General features: G+C 72.7%; 24 protein-coding genes. 15 read left to right on the top strand and 9 right to left on the bottom strand.

Annotated elements, in window-relative coordinates; genetic code table 11:
- Positions 1-129: 129 nt before the first annotated feature.
- Both mshD and ACIOC1_RS28305 read right to left on the bottom strand, forming a co-directional pair.
- A complete protein-coding gene (mshD, locus tag ACIOC1_RS28310) occupies positions 130-1071 on the bottom strand; it encodes a mycothiol synthase (RefSeq protein ID WP_401724512.1) in 942 nt (313 codons plus the stop codon).
- A gap of 68 nt (positions 1072-1139) precedes the next feature.
- A complete protein-coding gene (locus ACIOC1_RS28305) occupies positions 1140-2336 on the bottom strand; it encodes an MFS transporter (protein ID WP_355341878.1) in 1197 nt (398 codons plus the stop codon).
- Between the two features lie 294 nt (positions 2337-2630).
- Here ACIOC1_RS28305 and ACIOC1_RS28300 point away from each other — a divergent pair, with 294 nt between their 5' ends.
- Positions 2631-4430: a bifunctional metallophosphatase/5'-nucleotidase gene (locus ACIOC1_RS28300; protein ID WP_401856727.1), complete on the top strand. Its 1800-nt coding sequence runs from the start codon at positions 2631-2633 to the stop codon at positions 4428-4430.
- Positions 4431-4444: 14 nt separating this feature from the next.
- Here ACIOC1_RS28300 and ACIOC1_RS28295 read toward each other — a convergent pair whose 3' ends face one another.
- The 6 genes from ACIOC1_RS28295 to ACIOC1_RS28270 form a co-directional block, all read right to left on the bottom strand.
- A complete protein-coding gene (locus ACIOC1_RS28295) occupies positions 4445-5908 on the bottom strand; it encodes a HAMP domain-containing sensor histidine kinase (protein ID WP_355341884.1) in 1464 nt (487 codons plus the stop codon).
- Positions 5905-6645 carry a response regulator gene (locus tag ACIOC1_RS28290; RefSeq protein ID WP_391049797.1) on the bottom strand — a complete coding sequence of 247 codons (741 nt, stop codon included), beginning with the start codon at positions 6643-6645 and terminating at the stop codon, positions 5905-5907. The genes ACIOC1_RS28295 and ACIOC1_RS28290 overlap by 4 nt, the downstream gene beginning before the upstream one ends.
- 48 nt (positions 6646-6693) lie before the next feature.
- Positions 6694-6975, bottom strand: coding sequence for a hypothetical protein (locus ACIOC1_RS28285; protein ID WP_355341887.1), 282 nt, complete (start codon positions 6973-6975; stop codon positions 6694-6696).
- Between the two features lie 151 nt (positions 6976-7126).
- Positions 7127-8308, bottom strand: a complete 1182-nt coding sequence (locus tag ACIOC1_RS28280; protein WP_401856725.1) for a S1C family serine protease — start codon at positions 8306-8308, stop codon at positions 7127-7129.
- Between the two features lie 207 nt (positions 8309-8515).
- The gene (locus ACIOC1_RS28275; RefSeq protein WP_355341893.1) at positions 8516-9541 is read right to left on the bottom strand and encodes a LacI family DNA-binding transcriptional regulator; all 1026 of its coding nucleotides are present in this window, start codon (positions 9539-9541) and stop codon (positions 8516-8518) included.
- A 43-nt stretch (positions 9542-9584) separates the two neighbouring features.
- A complete protein-coding gene (locus ACIOC1_RS28270) occupies positions 9585-10379 on the bottom strand; it encodes a response regulator transcription factor (RefSeq protein ID WP_355341896.1) in 795 nt (264 codons plus the stop codon).
- 441 nt (positions 10380-10820) lie between these two features.
- Here ACIOC1_RS28270 and ACIOC1_RS28265 point away from each other — a divergent pair, with 441 nt between their 5' ends.
- From ACIOC1_RS28265 to ACIOC1_RS28230, 8 genes are all read left to right on the top strand, one after another.
- Complete coding sequence (locus ACIOC1_RS28265) at positions 10821-11690, top strand: alpha/beta hydrolase (RefSeq protein WP_401856787.1); 870 nt, start codon at positions 10821-10823, stop codon at positions 11688-11690.
- Between the two features lie 113 nt (positions 11691-11803).
- Positions 11804-12091, top strand: a complete 288-nt coding sequence (locus ACIOC1_RS28260; RefSeq protein WP_391049740.1) for a MoaD/ThiS family protein — start codon at positions 11804-11806, stop codon at positions 12089-12091.
- 1 nt (position 12092) lies between these two features.
- Positions 12093-13799, top strand: a complete 1707-nt coding sequence (locus ACIOC1_RS28255) for a hypothetical protein (protein WP_401856722.1) — start codon at positions 12093-12095, stop codon at positions 13797-13799.
- 247 nt (positions 13800-14046) lie between these two features.
- Positions 14047-14748, top strand: a complete 702-nt coding sequence (locus tag ACIOC1_RS28250) for a DUF2993 domain-containing protein (protein WP_355341908.1) — start codon at positions 14047-14049, stop codon at positions 14746-14748.
- Positions 14749-14984: 236 nt separating this feature from the next.
- A complete protein-coding gene (locus tag ACIOC1_RS28245) occupies positions 14985-15065 on the top strand; it encodes a putative leader peptide (RefSeq protein WP_355342331.1) in 81 nt (26 codons plus the stop codon).
- 167 nt (positions 15066-15232) lie between these two features.
- On the top strand, positions 15233-16069 hold the full coding sequence (locus tag ACIOC1_RS28240) for a sulfurtransferase (RefSeq protein WP_355341911.1): 837 nt from the start codon (positions 15233-15235) through the stop codon (positions 16067-16069).
- Between the two features lie 19 nt (positions 16070-16088).
- The gene (locus ACIOC1_RS28235; RefSeq protein WP_355341914.1) at positions 16089-16379 is read left to right on the top strand and encodes a DUF1416 domain-containing protein; all 291 of its coding nucleotides are present in this window, start codon (positions 16089-16091) and stop codon (positions 16377-16379) included.
- A 120-nt stretch (positions 16380-16499) separates the two neighbouring features.
- A complete protein-coding gene (locus tag ACIOC1_RS28230; protein WP_355341917.1) occupies positions 16500-16886 on the top strand; it encodes a DUF3099 domain-containing protein in 387 nt (128 codons plus the stop codon).
- An 11-nt stretch (positions 16887-16897) separates the two neighbouring features.
- On the opposite strand, the gene ACIOC1_RS28225 is transcribed toward ACIOC1_RS28230, so the two are convergent.
- The gene (locus ACIOC1_RS28225; RefSeq protein ID WP_355341920.1) at positions 16898-17260 is read right to left on the bottom strand and encodes a DsrE family protein; all 363 of its coding nucleotides are present in this window, start codon (positions 17258-17260) and stop codon (positions 16898-16900) included.
- A 181-nt stretch (positions 17261-17441) separates the two neighbouring features.
- Between ACIOC1_RS28225 and ACIOC1_RS28220 the strand changes: the two genes are divergently transcribed.
- The 6 genes from ACIOC1_RS28220 to ACIOC1_RS28195 all read left to right on the top strand — a co-directional run bounded on the left by ACIOC1_RS28220 (position 17442) and on the right by ACIOC1_RS28195 (position 22317).
- On the top strand, positions 17442-18185 hold the full coding sequence (locus ACIOC1_RS28220; RefSeq protein ID WP_391164033.1) for a hypothetical protein: 744 nt from the start codon (positions 17442-17444) through the stop codon (positions 18183-18185).
- 54 nt (positions 18186-18239) lie between these two features.
- On the top strand, positions 18240-19100 hold the full coding sequence (locus tag ACIOC1_RS28215) for a hypothetical protein (protein ID WP_401856718.1): 861 nt from the start codon (positions 18240-18242) through the stop codon (positions 19098-19100).
- Positions 19097-19972 (top strand): hypothetical protein, encoded by an 876-nt coding sequence (locus ACIOC1_RS28210; RefSeq protein WP_401856716.1) that lies wholly within the window; start codon positions 19097-19099, stop codon positions 19970-19972. Before ACIOC1_RS28215 ends, ACIOC1_RS28210 begins: the two co-directional genes overlap by 4 nt.
- A gap of 140 nt (positions 19973-20112) precedes the next feature.
- Positions 20113-20886, top strand: a complete 774-nt coding sequence (locus ACIOC1_RS28205; RefSeq protein WP_401856714.1) for a hypothetical protein — start codon at positions 20113-20115, stop codon at positions 20884-20886.
- A gap of 253 nt (positions 20887-21139) precedes the next feature.
- A complete protein-coding gene (locus ACIOC1_RS28200; RefSeq protein WP_355341934.1) occupies positions 21140-21703 on the top strand; it encodes an FABP family protein in 564 nt (187 codons plus the stop codon).
- 176 nt (positions 21704-21879) lie between these two features.
- Positions 21880-22317: a Fur family transcriptional regulator gene (locus tag ACIOC1_RS28195; protein ID WP_355341937.1), complete on the top strand. Its 438-nt coding sequence runs from the start codon at positions 21880-21882 to the stop codon at positions 22315-22317.
- Positions 22318-22332: the final 15 nt, after the last annotated feature.

Genomic DNA, 22332 nt, shown 5'->3' with positions numbered 1-22332 from the left:
CCCCTAAAAAAACAGGCCGTGCGCGGGGTGGAGGCACTGGGGGCGCGCCCCCAGAAGGGCAGGCCGTGCGGGGGGGTGGACCCAAGGGGGGCGCGCCCCCCGGAAGGGCAGGCCCTGCGGGGGGGGGGCTTAGGTTTCGGTGCGGTACATGAGGTCGACCTCGTGGGTGGTGAAGCCGAGGCGTTCGTAGACGGAGAGGGCGGCGGGATTGTCGGCGTCGACGTAGAGCAGGGCGGCGGGAAGGCGGCGGTCACGGGCGAGGTGGCGGAGCCCGACGGCGGTGAGGGCGCGGCCGAGGCCGGAACCCTGCTCGGCGGGGAGGACGCCGACGACGTAGACCTCGCCCAGCCCTTCGGGGTGGACTTTGGTCCAGTGGAAGCCGACGAGGTCCTCGCCGCGGAAGGCGAGGAAGAAGCCGGCGGGGTCGAACCAGGGCTCGGCGAGGCGGTCGGAGAGGTCGCGCTGGGTGAGGGAGCCCTGCTCGGGGTGGTGGGCGAAGGCGGCGGCGTTGACGGCGAGCCACGCGGCGTCGTCGCGCCCGGGGACGAAGGTGCGGACGGTGATGCCGTCGGGCAGCCGCGGCTCGGGCAGGTCGGCGGCGTCCGGGGTCAGGGGCCGCCGCATCTGCCGCAGCTCGCGGAAGAGCTTGAGGCCGAGCTGGACGGCGAGGTGCCGGGCGGCGGGGTGCCCGCCGTGGGCCCAGACGCGTACGCGCCTGCCGGTGGCGTCCAGAAGGGCAGCGGCCAGGGTGCGGCCGTGGCCGCGGGAGCGCCGCGCGGGGTGGACGACGAGTTCGGCGGAGGGCGCCTCGACCGGGTCCGAGCCGTCGATCTGCGCGTATCCGGTGAGGTCGGCCCCTGCCCCGTCGGCCCCCCCGGCCCCGTCCTGTCCAGGCGTCCACAGCAGCAGGTGCCGTACGCCCTCGCGCGCGCCGCCGCGCACATGGAGCCGTCCGCTCTCGGAGACGGCGGGCTGCCCGTCCGCGGCGGTCGCCGCCCCGATCAGGCCGAGCACCGCTTCGGCGGTGTCAGCGGGCAGTTCTGTCAGGGCCTCGATCCGCGCGTCGGTCATGCGGAGATCGTACGGCGGGTGCCCCCGGCATCGGCGGCGGTGGGTGCCCGCGGAGCCGAAAGCGTCGGTCAGGCCGAGACCGTACGGCGGGCGCCCTCGGCGTCGGCGGGGGCGGCGCGGCGGGGGATCGGGATGAGGACGGCGGAGACGCAGGTCGTGGCGGCGGCGAGGGCGAAGCCGGGCCAGTAGGCGGTGGCCGAGATGACGGCGGCCATGACCGGCGGGACGACGGCGGCGGTCAGATTCTGGCCGGTGTTGTGGACCCCGAGGGCGCGACCCGACCAGGCGGGGCCCGCGTGCTCGGCGGTGGAGGTGAAGGACAGGCCGTTGGTGCTTGAGGTGATCGCGATGGCGGCGACCAGCAGCACGGGGGTCAGCGGGGAGGGGAAGGCGGTGCTCACGGCGGTGGCGGCCACCACGGCGGCGGTCAGGACGGCGAGCTGCCGCATCGGCCGCAGCCGGTCGCCGACCCGGTCCGACCAGCGGCCGACCAGGATGCGGGACACCGCGCCCAGACCTTGGGCGACGGCGATGAGCTGCCCGGCGTGCACCGGCGACCAGCCGCGTACGTCGACCAGCAGCACCAGCGCGAAGGCCCCCGCGGTGAACTGCGGGATCACCAGCAGCGCGGCCGACCCGTGGATGCGGGGCAGCAGCCGCGAGCCGCGGTACGGGTTCGGCGCGGGTCCTGCCGCGGCGGCCTCGGCGCGCGCCGGGTCGGCGGCGAAGACCGCGATCAGCACGGCGATGACGGCGCAGATCGCGGCGAGGAAGCCGAAGGCGCCGCGCAGCCCGTGCGCGGCGGCCAGCGGCGGCATGGCGAGGGCGGCCACGCCCATGCCGAGCGGGGTGGAGGTCTGCCGGATGCCCATGGCCAGCCCGCGCTCCTCGGCGGAGAACCAGCCCATCACCAGGCGTCCGCTGGCCGAGTAGACCGAGGCGCCGGACGCGCCCGCCAGCACCAGCAGCGCGCCGAGCGCGACCATGCCGTGCGCGGCCCAGGCGGCCCCGCCGAGGGCGCCGGCCGCGATGCCGAGGCCGAGCGCGATCACCACCCGCTCGCCCCACCGGTCGGCCGCCGCGCCCCACAGGTAGAGCGCGAGCACCAGCCCCGCGGTCGGGCACGCCACCAGGAAACCGACCCGCGTGAGGCTCAGCCCCTGCTGTCCGCGCAGCTCGTCGGCCAGATACGGGACCCCGTACACGAAGGCGCAGGCCGCGGTCTGCGCGGCCGTTCCCAGCGCCAGCATGATCCAACGACGCACGTCGGAAGCACCTCCTCGGTGAGTGGGTGGTGCATCCAACTATGGCGGCTGCTCCGCAGTTTGAGACAGTTCGTTTCGCATCGTGAGACCCGATACGGCGACATCGCGCCACCGGACCTCACCCGGACGATCCCGGCCCACCGGGCGGTAACCGGGTCTTAACCCCCGCCCCCCTGCCGCGCTACGCGCGTTGACTCTATGCTGCCCTCCGCGTGACCCGTATTTGACCAGTTGTTGACTTCAGCTGACGGCGGCTGACCCCAGCCGACGCCAGTCCTTGATCCGAGGGGATCCATGTCTCTGACGCGCAGAATCTCCGTCGCGGCCGTCGGGCTCGTGGCCGTCGGCGCGCTTGTCGCGGCCGGGCCCGCCCAGCACGGTGGCGGCCACGACCGGCCCGGCCACCCCGGAAAGCCGGGCCACGGGCAGTCCGGCAACACGGTCGACCTCCAGTTGCTGACGATCAACGACTTCCACGGCAATCTGGAGCCCCCGGCCGGCTCCTCCGGCCGCGTCACCGAGCAGCAGGCCGACGGCACCGTCAAGACCATCGACGCCGGTGGCGTCGAGTACCTGGCGACCAGCCTGCGCAACGCCCGCAAGGGCCACGACCGTTCGCTGACCGTCGCCGCGGGCGACCTGGTCGGCGCGAGCCCGCTGCTGTCCGGCCTCTTCCACGACGAGCCCACCGTCGAGGCGATGAACAAGATCGGCCTCGACGTCACCGGCGTCGGCAACCACGAGTTCGACGAGGGCAAGGACGAACTGCTCCGTCTCCAGAACGGCGGCTGCCACCCGGTCGAGGGCTGCTACGAGAAGGGCAAGAAGTTCAAGGGCGCCGACTACCCGATCCTGTCGGCGAACGTCGTCAACGAGAAGACCGGCCGCCCGCTGCTCGCCCCGTACACGATCAAGAACGTCAAGGGCGTCCGCGTCGGTTTCATCGGCGTCACGCTCAAGGGCACCCCGAACATCGTCACCGCGTCCGGTGTGAAGGGCCTGAAGTTCCTCGACGAGGCCGAGACGGTCAACAAGTACACGGCCGAACTGCGCAAGCGGGGCGTCAAGTCGGTCGTCGCGCTGATCCACGAGGGCGGCTTCCCGGTCTCCGGCAGCTACAACTACGACTGCGACAGCGGCGGTCCCGGCACCGGCATCTCCGGCCCGATCGTGGACATCGCGAAGAAGATCTCGCCGGATGTCGACGCGCTGGTCACCGGCCACACCCACAACGCGTACGTCTGCACCATCCCCGACCCGGCGGGCAAGCCCCGGCTGGTCACCAGCGCCTCGTCCTTCGGGCGGCTCTACACCGAGCTGGACATGAAGGTCGACAAGCGCACCGGCGACATCGTGCGCACCTCGGTCAAGGGCAGCAACCACGTCGTGGACCGCGTCCAGCCCAAGGCCGCCGACATGACCTCGCTGATCACCCGCTGGAACGCGCTGGCCGCCCCGATCGCCAACCGCACCGTCGGCTGGATCAGCGGCGACATCGCCCGCACCGGCACCAACGAGACGCCGCTGGGCGACCTCATCGCCGACGCGCAGCTCGAATACGCCAAGACCCTCGACCCGACCACGCAGATCGCGTTCATGAACCCCGGCGGCATCCGCACCGACCTGGTCTACGCGGCCTCCGGCAGCGAGGGCGACGGCGTCGTCACCTACGCCGAGGGCTTCGCCGTACAGCCGTTCAGCAACACCGTGAACCTGGAGACGCTGACCGGCGCGCAGCTCGTGACCGCGCTCCAGCAGCAGGTCAGCGGGCCGAACGAGGCGGCGACGAAGATCCTCCAGATCTCGGCCGGGCTCACCTACACGCTCGACCTGACCAAGTCCGGCGCGGCGCGCGTCGTCGCGGACTCCGTCAAGCTCAACGGCGCCCCGATCGACCCCGCTGCCAACTACCGCGTCGCGATGAACAACTTCCTGACCGGCGGCGGCGACGGCTTCCCCGTCCTCGCCCAGGGCACGTCCCTGCTGATCGGCGGCGACGACCTGGCCGCCTTCGCCACCTACCTGACCGCCCACTCCACGGCCGCGGCGCCCCTCGCCCCGCCCGCCGCCGACCGGGTCACCGTCATCAAGTAGGGCTCAGAGCACGGTCATTCGTCGAAACCGGCGAATACGGTCGAGCCGCCGGACGACACGGCGGGCCCCTCGGGCGGCGCGGTCGGCGCTCCCGGCAGCCGGAGGGCGGCGAGCGTGCCGCCCCCCGGCGCCCGGGTCAGCGCGACCTCGCCGCCCGACTGCTGCACCGTGCGCGCCACGATCGACAGCCCGAGCCCGCTGCCCGGCAGCGACCGCGCGGACGGCGACCGCCAGAACCGCTCGAAGACATGCGGCAGTTCGTCCTCCGGGATGCCCGGCCCGTGATCGCGTACGGTGAGCTGCCCGTCGGCCAGCCGCACCTCGATCCCGCCGCCGGGCGGGCTGAACTTCACCGCGTTGTCCAGCAGATTGACGATCGCCCGCTCCAACGCGGCGGGCTCCGCCCGCACATACCAGGGCGCCAGCTCCGCGCTGATCTTCAGGTCGGGCCCGCGCAGCCGCGCACGCTCCAGCGCCGTCTCCGCGCTCTCGTGCAGCGCCACCACCTCAAGGGTCGGTACGGCGTCCGGCCGGGACAGCTCCTGCAAGTCGCCGATCAGCGAGGCCAGTTCGGTCATCTGCGCCTTCACCGACGCCATCAGCGCCTTCCGGTCCTCCGGCGGGATCGCCCGGCCGGTGGCCTCACTGCGCTCCAACAGCTCGATGTTGGTCCGCAACGACGTGAGCGGCGTGCGCAGTTCGTGCCCCGCGTCCGCGATGAGCTGCTGCTGCCGGTCGCGCGACGACGCCAGCGCGGCCGTCATCGCGTTGAACGACGCGCTCAGCCGGGCGATCTCGTCCTCGCCCTCCACCGGGATGTTGACGTTCAGATCCTCGGTGCGGGCGATGTGCTCGACGGTCTCGGTCAGCCGGTCCACCGGCCGCAGCCCCGTCCGCGCGATCCACAGCCCCGCGCTCGCCGCGCCGACCACGCCGATCCCGGCGACGGCCAGCAGGACCCAGGCCAGGGTGGTCAGCGGGCGGTCGACATCGCTCAGCGGCCGGGCCACGGAAATCGCCGCCGGCTGGAGATTGATCCGTGCCTGTGAGGTGTAGACGCGCAGCTTCTGGCCGTTGGGCGCGGTCACCGTGTGGAGGGCGTCGCGCCGCTGGCCGTCCGCGACCGCGTGGTCGGCGGGGCCGACGGGGATGGTCGTACGGCCCTGCACCCAGCAGGGCGTGCCGTCGGAGAGCACCACCTGGGCCAGGGTGTTGGTGGTGATGAAGCCGACGGAGCCGCCGTTGGCGCCCTGCGTGCTGTTCATCGCCGGAACGCTCGACTGGCAGCCCTGGGTGTTGAGCGTGCGCGAGATCTGCTGCACCGGCACGATGTCCGGCTGGCGCAGCGACTTGTCCAGCTCGCTCATGAGCTGGTCGCGCACCAGTAGCCAGCAGACCAGCGACACCACCGCCACCGCCACGGCCACCGCCGCCGCGGTGAGGATGGTGAGCCGGGACCTCAGGGGGAGCCGCTTCACGCGTGGCCGCCGTCCGGGGCGCGCAGGACGTACCCCACTCCTCGTACCGTGTGGACGAGCCGTCGCATGCCGCCCGCCTCGGTCTTGCGCCGCAGGTACATGACGTAGACGTCGAGGGAGTTGGACGAGGGCTCGAAGTCGAAGCCCCAGACGGACTTGAGGATCTGCTCGCGGGTGAGGACCTGGCGCGGGTGGGTGAGGAAGAGCTCCAGCAGGGTGTACTCGGTCCGGGTCAGCTCGACCGGGCGCCCGTCCCTGGTGACCTCGCGGGTGGTGGTGTCCATCCGCAGATCGGCGAAGGTGAGCGCGTGGCCGCCACCGTCGCCTTCGTGGCCGACGGTGGCGTAGGAACTGCGCCGCAGCAGGGCTCTGAGCCGGGCCAGCAGCTCGTCCAGCTCGAAGGGCTTGACGAGGTAGTCGTCGGCGCCCGCGTCGAGGCCGGTGACGCGGTCGCCGACGGTGTCCCGCGCGGTGAGCATGAGGATCGGGGTGGTCACTCCGGTGGCGCGCAGCCGCCGCGCCGTGGTGAGGCCGTCCATGCGCGGCATGAGGACGTCGAGCACGATCGCGTCGGGGCGGTACGCCTCCGCCTGGTCGAGGGCGGCGAGCCCGTCCGCGGCCAGGGCGGTGTCGTACCCCTCGAAGGCGAGGCTGCGGCGCAGGGCCTCCCGTACGGCGGGCTCGTCGTCCACGATCAGGATGCGGGCGGGGGCCTCGCCGCTGTCGCCGGGGCTCATGGTGTCGGGTACCTCACTGATGGACATCGGAATGGTGCCGGAACTCTCTCAGCGTCGCACGGCGCGCGTCCCGCGTCGTGCGGTCCCGCGGTGCGCGCGGCTCACGGGTTTCGCGGAGGCGGAGACCTCGGCGGGGCGCGGGGCCGACTCCCGCCGGACGGCCCGGTCCGCCGCCGCGTCGCGGGCCGCGCCGGCGGCGATGTGGGCGAGCGGCAGGTCGAGATCGGCGGGCCCGGTGGCGACGGCCGCGTTGTGCGGACTCCAGGAGACGGCGGCACTGAGGGCGCGGCGCAGCCGGTTGGCGCTGACGGTGAGGGTGCTGCTGCTCATGGCGTTCTCCCAGGGTGGTTCGGGGTGGTGCCGTTCTTTCCGGAGGGGCGGGGGGGACGGACGGTTGGGTAGGCGGAGGGTCGGTGAGGCGGAGGGGCGGAGAGGCGAGGGCGGCCCCTCAGCGGTTCCGCGTGCCCGCGGTCCCGTCGGCTCAGAAGCCGCCGAAGCCGCCGCCGCTGTTACCGCCGCCGCTGCTCCCGTTGCCGTTCCCGCTGCTGCTGCCGTTGTTGTCGGTCGTGCCGCTGCCGCTGGTGCCGCCCGCGCGCAGGCTCGCGAGGTCGGACTTCACGGTGTTGATCGGGATCGCGAAGCCGAGGCCGACGCTGCCGGAGCTGCTGCCCGAGGACGACGCGTCGGAGTACATCGCGGAGTTGATGCCGATGATCTGGCCGCTCATGTTGATCAGGGCGCCGCCGGAGTTGCCCGGGTTGAGCGAGGCGTCGGTCTGGATCGCCTTGTACGTGGTGGTGGAGTTGCCGGTGTCGCCGTTGTACTGGTTGCCGCCGAAGGAGAACGGCCACTGGCCGTTGCCCTGGCCGCCCTGGCCTTGGCCCTGGTTCTCGTCGGTGGACACGGTCACGTCGCGGTTGAGCGAGGACACGATGCCGCTGGTGACGGTGCCGGTCAGGCCCTCGGGGGAGCCGATGGCCACCACGGAGTCACCGACGGCGATGTTCGAGGAGTCGCCGAGCGTGGCCGCGGGCAGTCCGCTGGCACCCTGCACCTTGATCAGCGCGAGGTCCTTGGCGGAGTCGGTGCCGACCACCGTCGCGGTGGCCGTCTTGCCGTTGCTGTACGTCACGGACACCGAGGTCGATCCGGCGACCACGTGGTTGTTGGTGATGATCTCGCCGCCGCTGGTGATGATGACACCGGCGCCGGTGGACTTGCCCGCGCCGGACGTCGCGTTGATCTCGACGACGCTGGGGCTGACCGCCTTGGCCACGCTGCTGACGCTGCCGTTCACGACGCTCGCGTTGACCGCCGAACTGGCCGTCGTCGTCGTGCCGTTGTCGTGCGTCGCGTTGCCGATCAGGGCTCCCGCGCCGCCGCCGATCACACCGGCCGCGAGCGCGACGGCGGCGAACAGCGCGACGGGCTTGCGGGCCTTGCGGCGGGGAGCGGGCGACGCCCCGGCGACGGCGGGCGTGGCGGGGTCGTACGGGGGCGGCGGCGGGAAGCCGGTCGCGGAGGGGGCGTCGTAGTCGGGGGCCTGGCGGTACTGCGGGGCCTCCGGCTCGGAGACCTGGGGGGCCTCATTGCCGAAGTAGAGCGGAAGCTGCGGTTCGTCCGGGTTCTGGTGTTCGCCGCCGGTGCGGCTGCTCTCGGTCATGACAATGACTCTGTGCCCGGAAGATGAGAGCTTCCTGAGCACTCGCTGAGAAGCCCGGCAGAAGTGGGTATGCCCCATATAAACAAGATCGGGAACCCCCGGTCCCGACCGCCCGCGACCGCCCGTACACCGCGGCCCGCCCGCGACCGCCCGTACACCGCCGCGCGTACGGCTACGCGCGGCGGCCGTGTGCCCCGGCTCCGGCGGCTACCCGTGGCAGCCGCACGACCCCCGCACCACGAGCCGGGAGGGGAACTGCCGCAGCCGCTCGCGCCGGGCGCCCGGCACCCGCAGCGAGTCGTCGAGCACCGCGTCCACCGCCGCCCTGGCCATCGCCTGCCGGTCGGAGGCGACCGTGGTCAGCGGCGGATCGGCGAGCGCGGCTTCCTTCACGTCGTCGAACCCGGCGACCGCGAGCTGTTCCGGCACGTCGATCCGCAGCTCACGCGCGGCGCGCAGCACGCCGATCGCCTGGTCGTCGGTGGCGCAGAAGATGGCCGGCGGCCGGTCGGGCCCGGCCAGCAGGCCCAGCGCGACCTCGTAGGCGTCGTACCGGTTGTACGGGGCCTGGAAAAGGCGGCCCTCCGTGGACCGCCCCGCCTCCTGCATGGCCCGCTGCCAGCCGACCACGTGGTCGGTGACGGGGTCGCCGATCACCGGCGTCTTCTCCATGCCGCCGAGGCAGGCCACGTACGCGTGGCCGTGCTCCAGCAGGTGGCGGGTGGCGAGCTGCGCGCCGCCGATGTCGTCGGTGACCACGGCGATGTCGTCGATCGCCTCGGGCCGCTCGTGCAGCAGCACCACACGCGCGTCCCAGGCGTCGATCTCGGTCGCCGCGTTCTCGCTGGGGCCCTGGCTGATCAGGATCAGCCCGGAGACCCGCATGCCGAGGAAGGCCCGCAGGTAGTGCACCTCGCGTTCGTCGAGGTAGTCGGAGTTCCCGACCAGCACCATCTTCCCGCGGTCCGACGCGGCCTGTTCCACCGCGTGCGCCATCTCCGCGAAGAACGGCTGGCGCGCGTCGGGCACGATCAGGCCGATGAGGTCGGTACGGCGGCTCGCCATCGCCTGGGCCACACGGTCCGGGCGGTAGCCGAGCTGCTTGATGGCCGCGAGCACGCGCTCGCGGGTGGCCGGGGCTACCGGCCGGGGTCCGTTGTTGATGACGTAGCTGACGACCGCGGTGGACGTCCCCGCCAGCCTTGCCACGTCGTCACGCGTCACCTTGGGCACGTCGCGCAGTCTACGCGTGTCTATCCAGTCGTCACATGGCTCGTCATACGGTCTGTTCGGCGGATTTCAGCCGCTCGACGGGGACGTCCGCGGGCTCGTCGGAACGCTGCGGCCCGCGGCCCTGCGCGGCCTCGCTCCTGGCGGCCTCCTCGGCGGCCCGCTCGACCTTCTCCGGGGTCACGAAGCGGTAGCCGACATTGCGGACGGTGCCGATCAGCGACTCGTGCTCCACGCCGAGCTTGGCGCGCAGCCGCCGTACGTGCACGTCCACCGTGCGGGTGCCGCCGAAGTAGTCGTAGCCCCACACCTCCTGGAGGAGCTGGGCGCGGGTGAAGACCCGGCCCGGGTGCTGCGCCAGGTACTTCAGCAGCTCGAACTCCTTGAAGGTCAGGTCCAGGACCCGGCCCTTGAGCTTCGCGCTGTACGTGGCCTCGTCGACCGACAGGTCGCCGTTGCGGATCTCCATCGGGCTGTCGTCCGTGGTGATCTGCTGGCGGCCCATGGCCAGCCGCAGCCGGGCCTCCACCTCGGCGGGACCCGCGGTGTCCAGCAGCACGTCGTCGATCCCCCAGTCCGCGGTCACCGCGGCGAGTCCGCCCTCGGTGACGACCAGCATCAGCGGGCAGCCGGGCCCGGTCGAGCGCAGGAGCTGACACAGGCTGCGCACCTGCGGCAGATCGCGGCGGCCGTCGATCAGGATCACGTCGGCGCCCGGGGTGTCCACCAGGGCCGGGCCCTCGGCGGGCGCCACGCGGACGCTGTGCAGCAGCAGCCCGAGCGCGGGCAGCACTTCGGTGGAGGGCTGGAGGGCATTGGTCAGAAGCAGGAGAGAACTCACCGGCAGCTCCCGTCGGTCGTCCGGACGTTTCGTCGGTGTGCTCGTGGCTGTGCGCGGTTTCCGCACGCGGTGCGCTTGCTCATTTCCGAACCCTCCTCGGTCCCTGCGAGGACGTACCTCGTGCCGGAAAGCACGAAAGGACCCGGGGGCGACATTGCCCAGGTCCTCTTGCACGGAAGAATAGCCCACATGGACAGCCCTGCCGAGACCGATGACCAGCGTTTCCGTGTAGCACCGATCACTTCCGGCGACGGTAATGCCGCTGGGCGGAGAACGCTCCTGACGGCCGACGGCGTACGGATCGAGGCGGAACACCGGCCCGCGGACACGGAATCGGCGGTCGATACGGCGGACCGGACAGGTGATGTCCGGCGCGTCGAAACGACCCGTGAATCGGCCGCCGATTCGAGGGGTGAATCGGTGGCCGAAGTGCGCGAATCGATGGCCGAAGTGCGCGAATTGGCGATCGTCGTGGCCCATGGATTCACCGGTGCGCTGGAGCGGCCCGCGGTGCGCAGGGCGGCCCGTGTCCTCGGCGGTTCGGCCGGTGTCGTGACCTTCTCCTTCCGCGGTCACGGGCGGTCCGGCGGCCTGTCCACGGTCGGCGATCTCGAAGTGCTCGACCTCGACGCGGCCGTCTCCTGGGCCCGCCGCCTCGGCTACCGGCGGGTGGCCACCGTCGGCTTCTCCATGGGCGGCTCCGTGGTCCTGCGGCACGCGGCGGGACAGACGGTGCACGCGGCGGTGTGCTCGGCGGCGGGGCCTCATGACGTACGCGGGGCCGGTGCGCGCGGGGTCGGTGTACGTGAGGACGGCGTACGTGGCGACGTACGACGGAACGCGCGGGTGGACGGGCGGGGGGTTGTGCGCCCGGCGCGTGACGGGCGCACGACGGCGCATTCACCGGCGCGTGTGGACGCGGTCGTCTCCGTCAGCTCGCCCGCCCGCTGGTACTACCGCGGCACCGCGCCCATGCGCCGCGTGCACTGGGCGATCACCCGCCCGGCGGGCCGCCTGGTCTCGCGGCTCGGCCTGAAGACCCGCATCCGCGCGGCGGACTGGGACCCGGTGCCGCTCTCCCCGGTCGAGGCCGTCCCGCTGATCGACCCGGACATCCCGCTGCTCATCGTGCACGGCGACCGGGACGGCTACTTCCCGCTGGACCACCCGCTCTCGCTGGCCGACGCGGCCGGGCGGGACCGGGCGGAGCTGTGGATCGAACCCGGTTTCGGCCACGCGGAGAACGCCGCGGACGACGCGCTGCTGCGCCGGATCGGCGACTGGCTGACGGGCCGCGTTCCCGCGAGGTGACGTGGACGGGCCATGATGGACGCCGCACCACACGTCAGACACGCACGGCGAGTGACACGTACGGCGAGTGACACGTACGGCGAGCACAGGACAGAACGAAGGACGGAGCCGCGATGGCCGCACCCGACACGGCCGCGCGCCCGGCGGCGGGCACGATCCGCTACTGGGCCGCCGCCAAGGCCGCCGCGGGCACGGCGGAGGAGCCGTACCGCGCGGCGACCCTCGCCGACGCCCTGGCCGCCGCACGCGAACGGCACGCCCAGCGCCCGGAGTTCGCCCGCGTCCTGCTGCGCAGCTCCTACCTCGTCGACGGCAACCCCGTCGGCACCCGGGACCACACTTCGGTCGCACTGGCCGACGGCGGCACGGTGGAGGTCCTCCCACCGTTCGCGGGAGGATGACATGACCAACGAATGGCACGGCTTCCAGCCCGGCGACGAATCCGGCCGGCGGCCCGCGGACCCGGACACCGCCCAGGGCGACCACGACGGCCGCTCCCCGTCCGACCCGAACCACGCCAGGCACCGAGCCCCGGGTGACGCGAGTACCGGCGGTGGCTACGACCCCGGCTACGGCGGTCAGCTCCCCGGCACGTACCCGGCCGAGGGCCACGGCGGCACCTACGGCGCCGACGCGCCCGGCCCCCAGGCCCCCGGTTCCTACGCCCCTGGTTCCTACGCACCCGAGGGACACGACTCCGGGTACGGCACCCACGGGGGCCCGTACGGCGGCCAGGCGCCCGAGGGCTACCCGGCCGCGGGGTACGGAGCGCCCGGGGACAACGGCGGGACCGCGTATCCGGGCGGCGGCCACGGCGCGGGCCAGGACGCCGGGTACGGCGGGACCGGCGGCGGTTCGTACGGCGGCCAGGCACCCGGCGGGCCCGCGGGTCAGGGATACGCGGGTCAGGGGTACGCGGGTCAGGGGTACGCGGCGCCCGGTGGCGCGTACGCCGGTGACGGTCAGGACGGCGGCGGCCGACACGCCGGTCAGGGGGCCGGGGTCTATCCGGTCGGCGGCCACGACGAGGGGTATGGCGCCCGCGAATACGGGGACCACCCGGACGGGGGCCGGACGTACGTGCCGGAGCCGCTGGCCGGGCCCATGCCGCCGTACTCGGAGCCGGGGGCGCCGTACGCGCCGCCGACGCCCGGGGACGCGTGGGGCGGGCACGCGGGAGGCGCGGACTGGGCCCAGGGGGCGGCGCACCCGCACCCGCAGGCGGGCGGGGTCGAGCAGACCGCCGTGCTGCCGGTGGTCGAGAGCCTGCCGCAGCAGACGCCGGGCAGGCACGGCGACCAGGGCCAGGGCCAGGGCCAGGGCCAGTCCCCGGCCCAGGGGCAGCCGCAGGCACCGGTCAGGACCGGCTCACCGATCATCGCCCCCGGGCTGGAGCCCGCGGCGCTGACGGCGGCGCTCGGCCTGCTGATGGCGGGTGGCGCGGCGCTCGGCAAGCCGGGCCTCGCGGTGCTGCTGGTGGTGCTCCAGGCGGTGACGGCGGCCGGATGGTTCCGGCTCAACGGCATGTGGCCCGCCCGGCAGGGCATCGCGCTGGCGTTCCTGTCCGGCGTGACCGCCGACATCGGCCTGCTGATCGCCGGTGACGACCACGGCCCCGCGGTGCTGATCGGCACCCTCGGCGTATGGCTGCTCCTCGTGCTCGTCCTGCAACTGCGGCACCACGGCTCGGCCGACGAACGCATGTCCTCGCTGACGGCGACCTCCGCGTCCACGCTGCTCGCGGTCGTCGCGGCGGGCTACCTCGCCACCGCGGCCTCCGACGCCGGGTCCGATCCGGTCGTGGTCGGCGCCGTCGCGGTGGCCCTGGCGGCCCTCGTCCGCGCCCTGCCGCTGCCGGGCGCGGCCTCCGTCGTCGTGGCGCTGCTGGCCGCCGCGGCCACCGGCTTCGCCACCGGACCGGCCACCGGGATGAGCGGCGGGGACGCCGTCCTGCTCGCCGCGGCCTGCGGTGTCTGCGCGCTGATCGGCCTGCGGGTCGCCAGCTACGACTTCCCGTCCCGCTTCGTGCACTTCACCGCGGGTGTGGCGCTGCCGCTGACCGCCGCGGCCCCGGCCGTCTACATCCTCGGCCGCGTCCTCACGGGCTGACGGCGACCACCGGCTCGATTCGCCCGCGCGGTGATCCGTCCGCGCGGGCGGTGATCCGTCTGCCCGGGCGGTGGTCCGTCCCCGTGGGCGGTGAATTGTTCGCACAGGCGGCGCACAGGTCACGTGCGCACCGTGTGAAGGGCGGATTGAGCCGCGGTAACGGTTGGCCGCGCGGGGAACCGTCGGGTCTGCCCCGCCGTCAGGGCTGAGGGGAGATCAGCGGGGAACGAGCGGGGAGCGACAGCACATGCGAGTGGCGCGGACAGTTCTGATCGTCCTGGTGATCCTCGGCGGCCTCTTCGTCGCGGCCGACCGGATCACGGTGTCGGTGGCGCAGAACAAGGCCGCCGACCGCGCCGCGCTCACCGAGGGCCTGACCACCAAGCCCAAGGTGTCCATCGAGGGCTTCCCGTTCCTCACCCAGGCCGCTGGCGGCAAGCTGGACGAGGTCAAGATCTCCGCGAAGGACATCGCGGCGGGCAACGGCGAGCAGACGCTGCGGATCGACTCCTTCCACGCCGACCTGCACGGCGTACGGCTCTCCGACAGCTACCGGCGGGCGGTCGCGGACACCGCCGACGGCATCGCCTTCCTCACCTACGAGGACCTGACGAAGGCCGCGCCCACCGGGATCACGGTCTCGTCGGCGGGCGACGCCAAGAGCAAGGACGGCGGCGCGCTGGTCAAGATCACCGGCGAGTTCATGGGCGCGAGGCTGAGCGTGCTCAGCGAGGTGACGGTGCGCGGCGCCGACGAGATCGGCCTCCAGGCGGCGGAGCTGCCGAAGGCGTTCACCGAGCTGGGCCTGGAGGACCAGGTGCGGCAGCAGATCGACTTCACCCGGCAGCTCACCCACCTGCCCTCCGGGATCGCGCTGACGTCCGTGACCAGCACGCCGGACGGGCTGTCGGTGGCGGCGGGCGGCAAGAACGTCGTTCTCGCCAACTGAGACGGCGGTGTCCGTACCGCAGTCCTCCGCAGGTGGGCGGGGTGACCGTATCGCCCGATCGGGTGGTTCGGAACGGTCCGGCATGGGGTATTAAGCCGCTCGTACGCCGTCGGCAGGCCGCCGGACGGGCCGAGACGCGGGTTGCGTGACATGGTGATTCCGCCATGCGGACAATCTTGTCTCGGTATATGACACGACGGTGACACCTACGGGTTGATATCCCTACGATCGGGACCATGAAGCGACAGGCGGATCTCACGAAGCGGCGGGCAGTCGACCTGTGCCGCGTCGCCGCCATGCTCTGTCGCATGCCCTAGGGGTGGCGGTTCCTCCGTGCCGATGCCGGCCGTAACGGCCCCCGGCGCAGCCTGCCTCCCCTGCCTGCCAGGCGAATCCCCGCGCATCACGCGCATCGCGTATCCCTCGCAAGCCCCGCGCGCCCGTCGCGCACCGCACATCCGTACTGCCCCGGAGGAGAAACAAGATGAGCCGCAGTGACGTCCTGGTGGACGCCGACTGGGTCGAGGCCCACATCGACGACCCCAAGGTGGTCATTGTCGAGGTCGACGAGGACACCTCGGCCTACGACAAGAACCACATCAAGAACGCCGTCCGCATCGACTGGAAGACCGACCTCCAGGACCCGGTCCGCCGCGACTTCGTGGACCAGGCCGGCTTCGAGGCGCTGCTGTCCGCCAAGGGCATCGCCAACGACGACACCGTGGTGCTCTACGGCGGCAACAACAACTGGTTCGCCTCCTACGCCTACTGGTACTTCAAGCTGTACGGCCACGACTCCGTGAAGCTGCTCGACGGCGGCCGCAAGAAGTGGGAGCTGGACTCCCGCGACCTGGCCGTGGACGTGCCCGAGCGCCCCGCGACCACGTACAAGGCCAAGGAGCAGGACACCTCGATCCGCGCCTACCGCGACGACGTCGTGGCCGCGATCGGTTCGCTGAACCTGGTCGACGTCCGCTCGCCCGACGAGTTCTCCGGCAAGCTGCTCGCCCCGGCGCACCTCCCGCAGGAGCAGTCGCAGCGCCCGGGCCACGTGCCGAGCGCCCGCAACATCCCGTGGTCGAAGAACGCCAACGACGACGGCACCTTCAAGTCGGACGACGAGCTGACGGCGCTGTACGCCGAGGAGCAGGTCGATCTGGCCAAGGACACCATCGCGTACTGCCGCATCGGCGAGCGCTCCGCGCTCACCTGGTTCGTGCTGCACGAGCTGCTCGGCCAGGCCAACGTCAAGAACTACGACGGCTCGTGGACCGAATACGGCTCGCTGGTCGGCGTTCCGATCGAGCTCGGCTCCAACTGACCCCGGAGGACTGAACGTTATGTGTGGAGCCAAGGCCGGTGGGCCCGATCTGGCAGGAGTTGACGTGGCGAAAGAGACGATCATCCAGGGGTCGGTGACCCGCGACGGCGAGCCGGTCACCGGTTACGTCCGGCTGCTCGACGGCGGCGGCGAGTTCACCGCCGAGGTGCCGGTCTCCGCGACCGGGCAGTTCCGTTTCTTCGCGGCCCCCGGCACCTGGACGCTCCGCGCCCTCGTCCCCGGCGCCACCGTCGACCGCACCGTCGTCGCCCAACAGGGCGCCCCGTCCGAGGTCGCCATCGCGGTCTGACCCCGCCGTGAAGGGCCGCACCCCGCGCAAGGGGGCGCGGCCCTTCGCTGTTCCGGGACTCCGTCCGGCGGGGGGTGCGCGGCGGGTGCTGATCCGGCGTGGCGGACGTACCGTTGAAGGGTGAACGCGCGTCGCCGTCACTGGTATTTCGCCATGATGGGCACCTGCGTGGTGCTGTTCGTCATGGCGTGGTCGGTTGTCCGCATCTGGTCGGTGCCGGCGGCCATCGCGATGTGCCTGGTGGCGATGGTGATCCCGCCGGTCGCGGCGATCGTGGCGAACCGGAAGGGCCCTGAGGACCGGTGGTGGGACGAGGAGCCGCTGCGGCCCGAGGAACGGAAGCCGACCGGGAAAGAGCGCGATGACCCGCCCCCGCCGGGCGCGACCTCGATGGAGGAGCACCGGAGGATGACCCCGGCGCGGTCCGAGCGCCAGAGCTACGGTTCGTCCGGCGACCCGGAGTCCGACCGGTGGTGGGACGAGCTGGACCGCGGCGGTCCGCCGTAGCGCCCGCGCCTTCAGTAGACCAGCGCCTGCACGCCGTCCGGCATGATCTCGCTGACGAAGAGCTGCGCGCCCGCGATCCGTACGCCCGCGATGACGTCCTGTTCCTTGATGTCACGGCGGGCCGCGCACTGCGAGCACAAGGTGACCTGCCCGGCGGCGAGCACCGCGTCGATCAGATCCGGCAGCGGCGCCGCGTGCGGCAGCTCGAACTCCGCCGCGCGGCCGGGCAGCGCGAACCACGCGGACTCACCGGTCAGCCAGAGCGAGACCTCCACGCCGCTGGCCACCGCGACCGCCGCCACCGTGAACGCCTGCGAGCACCGCTCGGGCGCGTCGGCGCCCGCCGTCACCTTGATCACGAGCTTCTTCGCCATCCGGCCAGCGTAGGCGCAGCCGTCCCGGAGCCGCACCGCACCCGTACCGGTGGCACCTCTGCCCTCCGGTTGTGTCGTACGTCACGCAGGCGTCGGCAAATTTCGTTGTGAAGCCGCTGTGTCGTCTCGACATAATGCGAGTCCGCGTGCATCGCACGCGTGTACGCCCGGGGGGGCTTCTGTGGAACTGAACGACGGTGGCGTACGCCGCCGCGGCCGTGGCGCGCTGTTCGGCGCCGTGGCCGGACTGGTCGCCGTGGCGGCCGTGACAGCGGGGGCGGTCGTCGCCCTCGGCTCCTCCTCCGGCCACGCCGACGCGTCCGTCGCCCCGCCCGCCAGGCCCTCCGCCGCGACAGCGGCCCCGACGACCGGCGCGGCCACGCCCTCCTCGGCACCCCCCACGGCCGCCGCGCGCGTCCCGGGCCGGGTCTCGCACGGCGTCCACACCGGTGACCTGCGCTTCTTCCTGCTCCCCGCGCCCTCGGACGCCGACGTCTACGGCGACCCGGACGGCTCGCCGTACACCGCCGACGACATCGCGGGCAGCGCCTCCGACCCGTCCGACGCCCGAGCGGCCCTGAAGACGTACGGCTTCCGGACCGGCGCCTACCGCACCTACCTCACCGGGGACGGGGCCTTCGAGGTCAGCGCCCGGCTGATCCGCTTCGGCAGCGCGGAACAGACCGCCGCGTACGACGCGCAGCACTCGTACCAGGGCGCCCGGATTCCGCTGACCACCGCCTATCCGGCCCGCGCCTACAACCTCCAGTCCTCCTCGGCCGAGAGCACCAGCGCCGTGGTCGCCGTCGCCCACCAGGGCGACGTCCACATCACGATCACCCTGACCGGCGGCAAGGCGCCGTCCGCCGCGCTGGTCCAGCGCCTGCTCGACGCCCAGTTCCAGCGGCTGAAGACCGGTCACTGACCTCGGGTCCGGCCGCGCGACCTTCTCCTTCCGAACCATCTCGTGGAGATCCCCTTGTCCCTGTCCGAAGACACCCCTGCCCAGGAGCGGGGCCCCGAGCCGGAGCCCGAGGCGCCGCCCGCGCCGGACTTCCCGCCCCTGCCGCCCGCGCCGGGCCTCCCGGCCACGCCGTCCGCGTCGGACTTCCCGCCCACGCCGCCGCACCCGCCGCACCCGCGCGGGCGCACGACGCTGCTGATCGCCGCCGCGCTGGTGCTCGGCGTGCTGGCCGGGGGAGGCGTGGGCTACAAGATCCAGCACGACCGTGAGCCGACGCCGCTGCCCCCGCTGACCGGCCCCGCGCTGGCCCAGCCGAAGGGGACGGGCCCGGACGTCCCGGCCCTCCCCGTCGCCCAGGACCGGAACGCGGTCTACGACGGCGACCTGCTGAAACTGCTCGTGCCGACACCGAAGACGAAGGGCACGAAGGAGCTGGAACGCGGCTGGCAGTCGCTGGTCGAATACGCCGACGGCTACGGCCGCCCCGACATCGCCTTCACCCGGCTGGCCCAGAACGACTTCCGCCGGGTGGCGGGCGCCGGCTGGACGGACGCCCGCCACGACTTCTCCCATGTGGAAGTCGTGCAGTTCCGTGACGAGGCGACCCTGTACACCGGCAGGCACCTCACCGAGCAGGTGGGAGCCGCGGGCACCAACCCGCACTTCGCCCACAACGCGCCCGTGCCCGGCACCGCCGACGGCCAGGCGTGGGGCTCGGGAATGCCGTACGAGAGCGACGGCTATCTGCCCCAGTACCGGGGCATCGGATTCGCCCGCGTCGGCAACCTCTTCGTCGAGGTCGTCCTGGACTCGGAGCACCCGGTCAAGGTCAAGGCCGTCATGTCCCTCATCAAGCGGCAACTGGAGCGGCTGTGACCGACGAGCCCGAGAACGTACCGCCGTCCGTCCCCGCCGCCCCCTTCGGGCCCCCGGCAGTACCCCCGCCCGCTCCCGCTCCGGCACCCGTGCCCGCGCCCGCTCCCGCGCCCGTGCCCGTGCCCGCTCCCGTACGGTCGCGGCGCGGGCCCGCGCTGATCGCCGTCGGCGCGCTGGTGGCCGTCGCGGCGGGCGGGGGGATCGGCTACGCGGTGCTGAAGCAGCGCGACGACGGCACGTCGGCCAAGCCCGCCGTGGCCACGCCCTGGACGCCGCCCGCGCCGACCGCCACCGAGGACTTCGGCGCGAAGTCCGGCGGCAGCCACTACGGCAGCCTGAGCGAGCTGCTGCTGCCGATGCCCGCCGGTTACGGGCCGGGGCCGGACGTCGAGGGCTTCGGCAACGACGTGGAACTGAACGCGACGAAGGCCGCCGACCTGGTCAAGGGCGACCTCGGCGGGCTGACGAAGAAGCAGCGGGCGAAGACGGAGAAGGCTCTCGCGCAGCTGCACATCGAGGGCGCGGGCATGCGGACGTACCGGTCGATCGAGAATCTGATCGTCGAGATCGAGATCGTCCAGATGAAGAACAAGTCGGCGGCGCACGCCCAGACCGACTACTTCACCGAGTTCACCAAGGCGCTGGGCGTCTTCCGCAACGGGCCCACGATCGACGGCCACCCCGGCGCGACGTGCGTGCTGCCGCCGACCGAGCCCGGCGAAAAACTCGACGAGATGCTCTGCCAGGCCACCGAGGGCGACCTCATGGTCACGGTCACCGCCTCCGGTGTCGTCCCGCTCCAGAAGAACGAGGCCGCCAAACTCCTCGCCCAGCAACTCGACCGCATCAAGGACCCGGGAGAGGCCGTCTGATGCCCGACAATTCGCCTGCGGCTGAGCCCGCAACCCCCCTCGCGCCGCAGCCGCCGTCTCAGCCGGAGCGGCTTTCCGAGTCCCGGCCGGCGCCCCAGGGGCCCGGCGGCGCGCCGACCGTCGAGCCGCACCTCCTTCCCGTGGCCCGCCGCCCGAGGCGGCGGCTGCGGGCGCTGGCGCGGTGGACGGCCGCCGTTCTGGTCTTCGCGGCGTTCGGCGGGGCGACGGCGTACGCGGTGACGCAGCCGGAGCGGACGAAGGTGCCGGGGCTCAAGACGCCGGACGACGGACGGTGGACGTTTCCGCCGCTGGCGCTGCCGAAGCTGCCCGCGGGCAAGCCGGGCGCGCTGGACACGGGCGTCAACCCCTCGGGCCGCCACTACGCCGACCTCAGGTCACTGCTGCTGCCGCTGCCCGAAGGCGCCGTCGAGGACACCACGCTGCCCGGCGTCAAGGGCTGGGTGCCCGCCGAGGACTACGTCGGGCGGTTCGACGTCGGCGACCGCGCCGGCGCCGGGACCACGCTCACGGCACAGGGCCTGCGGCACATCGCGGGCCGCGCCTGGTCCATGCCGGACGGCACCCGTACGCAGATCTACCTCGTGCAGTTCGTCAGCACCGCCTACGCCGGTGACTACGCCGTCAGCGCCGAGTACACGACGCTGACCGGCGTCGACAGCAAGGAGGGCGACAACTCCGTGGAGTCGGACTCCCTGCCCGTCCCCGTCACCGTCTCCGCGTACGCCCAGACCCCGCCGTACGACGACACGGCGACGCGGTACGCCTTCGTCCACGCCGGGGACACGCTGGCGCTGGTCGTGCAGTCGACGGGCTGGCAGGCGGGCGTCAAGCGGGGCACACCCGCGGTGCCGTTCCGCCAGACCGTACGGCTCCAGGCGCAGCTGCTCGGCTGAGTGCCTGAAGCCGCGGGCGGCGGGGCGGCGGGGCGGCGGGGCGGGGCGCTGGGGCGCACGTCACGCGGCCTGGCCGCGCCTTCGGACGGGCGGCGCACTAGACTCGTGCGCGGCCCGTCCGCATGATCCGTCCGAGGAGCACGTCCCGTGCAAATTGAGTATGTCTACGACGCCCTGCTCGTGCTCGTCTGCCTGGGCGTCGCGCTCTTCGCGTTCTACGCGGTGAAGAAGCTCTACCAGGGCCAGCGCTGACATGATCGAGATCCCGTCCGACCTGCACCCCGACCTCGTACCGCTGGTGTTCCTGCTCGGCCGGTGGGAGGGCGCGGGCGTCCACGACTTCCCGGGCTCCGAGAAGTGCAACTTCGGGCAGGAGGTCGTCTTCACGCACGACGGCCGCCCGTTCCTGGAGTACACCTCGCACTCGTGGGTGCTGGACGAGGCGGGCAAGAAGGTCAGGCCGCTGGAGAGCGAGAGCGGCTTCTGGCGGATCGACAAGGACCGCAAGGTCGACGTCACCACCACGCGTGACGAGGGCGTCGTGGAGATCTGGACCGGCGAGCTGGCCGACGGCAAGCCGCAGATCGACCTGGTCACGGACGCCGTGGCACGGCTCGCGGGCGCGCCCGACTACAGCGGCGGCAAGCGGCTGTACGGGTACGTGAACAGCGACCTGATGTGGGTCGGCGAGAAGGCCACCCCCGCGGTGCCGCTGCGCGCGTACATGTCGGCGCACCTGAAGAAGGTCGTGGACCCGCGGGAGTGGGCCGCCGACCTGAAGGACCTGCCGGACGACGGCATCGCCTTCTTCAAGTAGGCCGGGCTTCACGGAGGCGGAGCCGGCCGTACGCCCCGGCATCGCGCGTACGCCCCGGCATCGCGCGTACGCCCCGGCATCGTGCGTACGCCCGGGTCCGCGCCCCGCGTACGCCGGGGAAGCCAGGGCGCCTTTCCGGGACGGTCGGCTTTCCGGGACGGTCCTACACTGGCCGTGTGGTGACCATCGACTGGAAGACCGATCTGCGGCAGCGCGGCTACCGGCTCACGCCCCAGCGCCAGCTCGTGCTGGAGGCCGTGGACGTACTGGAGCACGCGACGCCCGACGACATCCTGTGCGAGGTCCGCAAGACCGCCTCGGGGATCAACATCTCCACCGTCTACCGGACCCTTGAGCTGCTGGAAGAGCTGGACCTGGTCAGCCACGCCCACCTCGGCCACGGCGCCCCCACGTACCACCTCGCCGACCGGCACGACCACATGCACCTGGTCTGCCGCGACTGCGACTCCGTCACGGAGGTGCCGGTCGCGCTGGCCGAGCCGCTGAAGGACGGGCTGCGCGCGGAGCTGGGCTTCGAGACGGACATGAAGCACTTCGCCATATTCGGCCGCTGCCGGGACTGCGCGGACAGGCGTTCGGACGCGGAGTCGTAGCACCGGCGCGGAGTC

It is taken from the genome of Streptomyces sp. NPDC088197 (assembly GCF_044741185.1).
In the GTDB taxonomy this organism is placed as follows: Bacteria; Actinomycetota; Actinomycetes; order Streptomycetales; family Streptomycetaceae; genus Actinacidiphila.
Note: the sequence above shows the minus strand (reverse complement) of the source record. Positions and strands in the feature narration are given on the sequence as shown.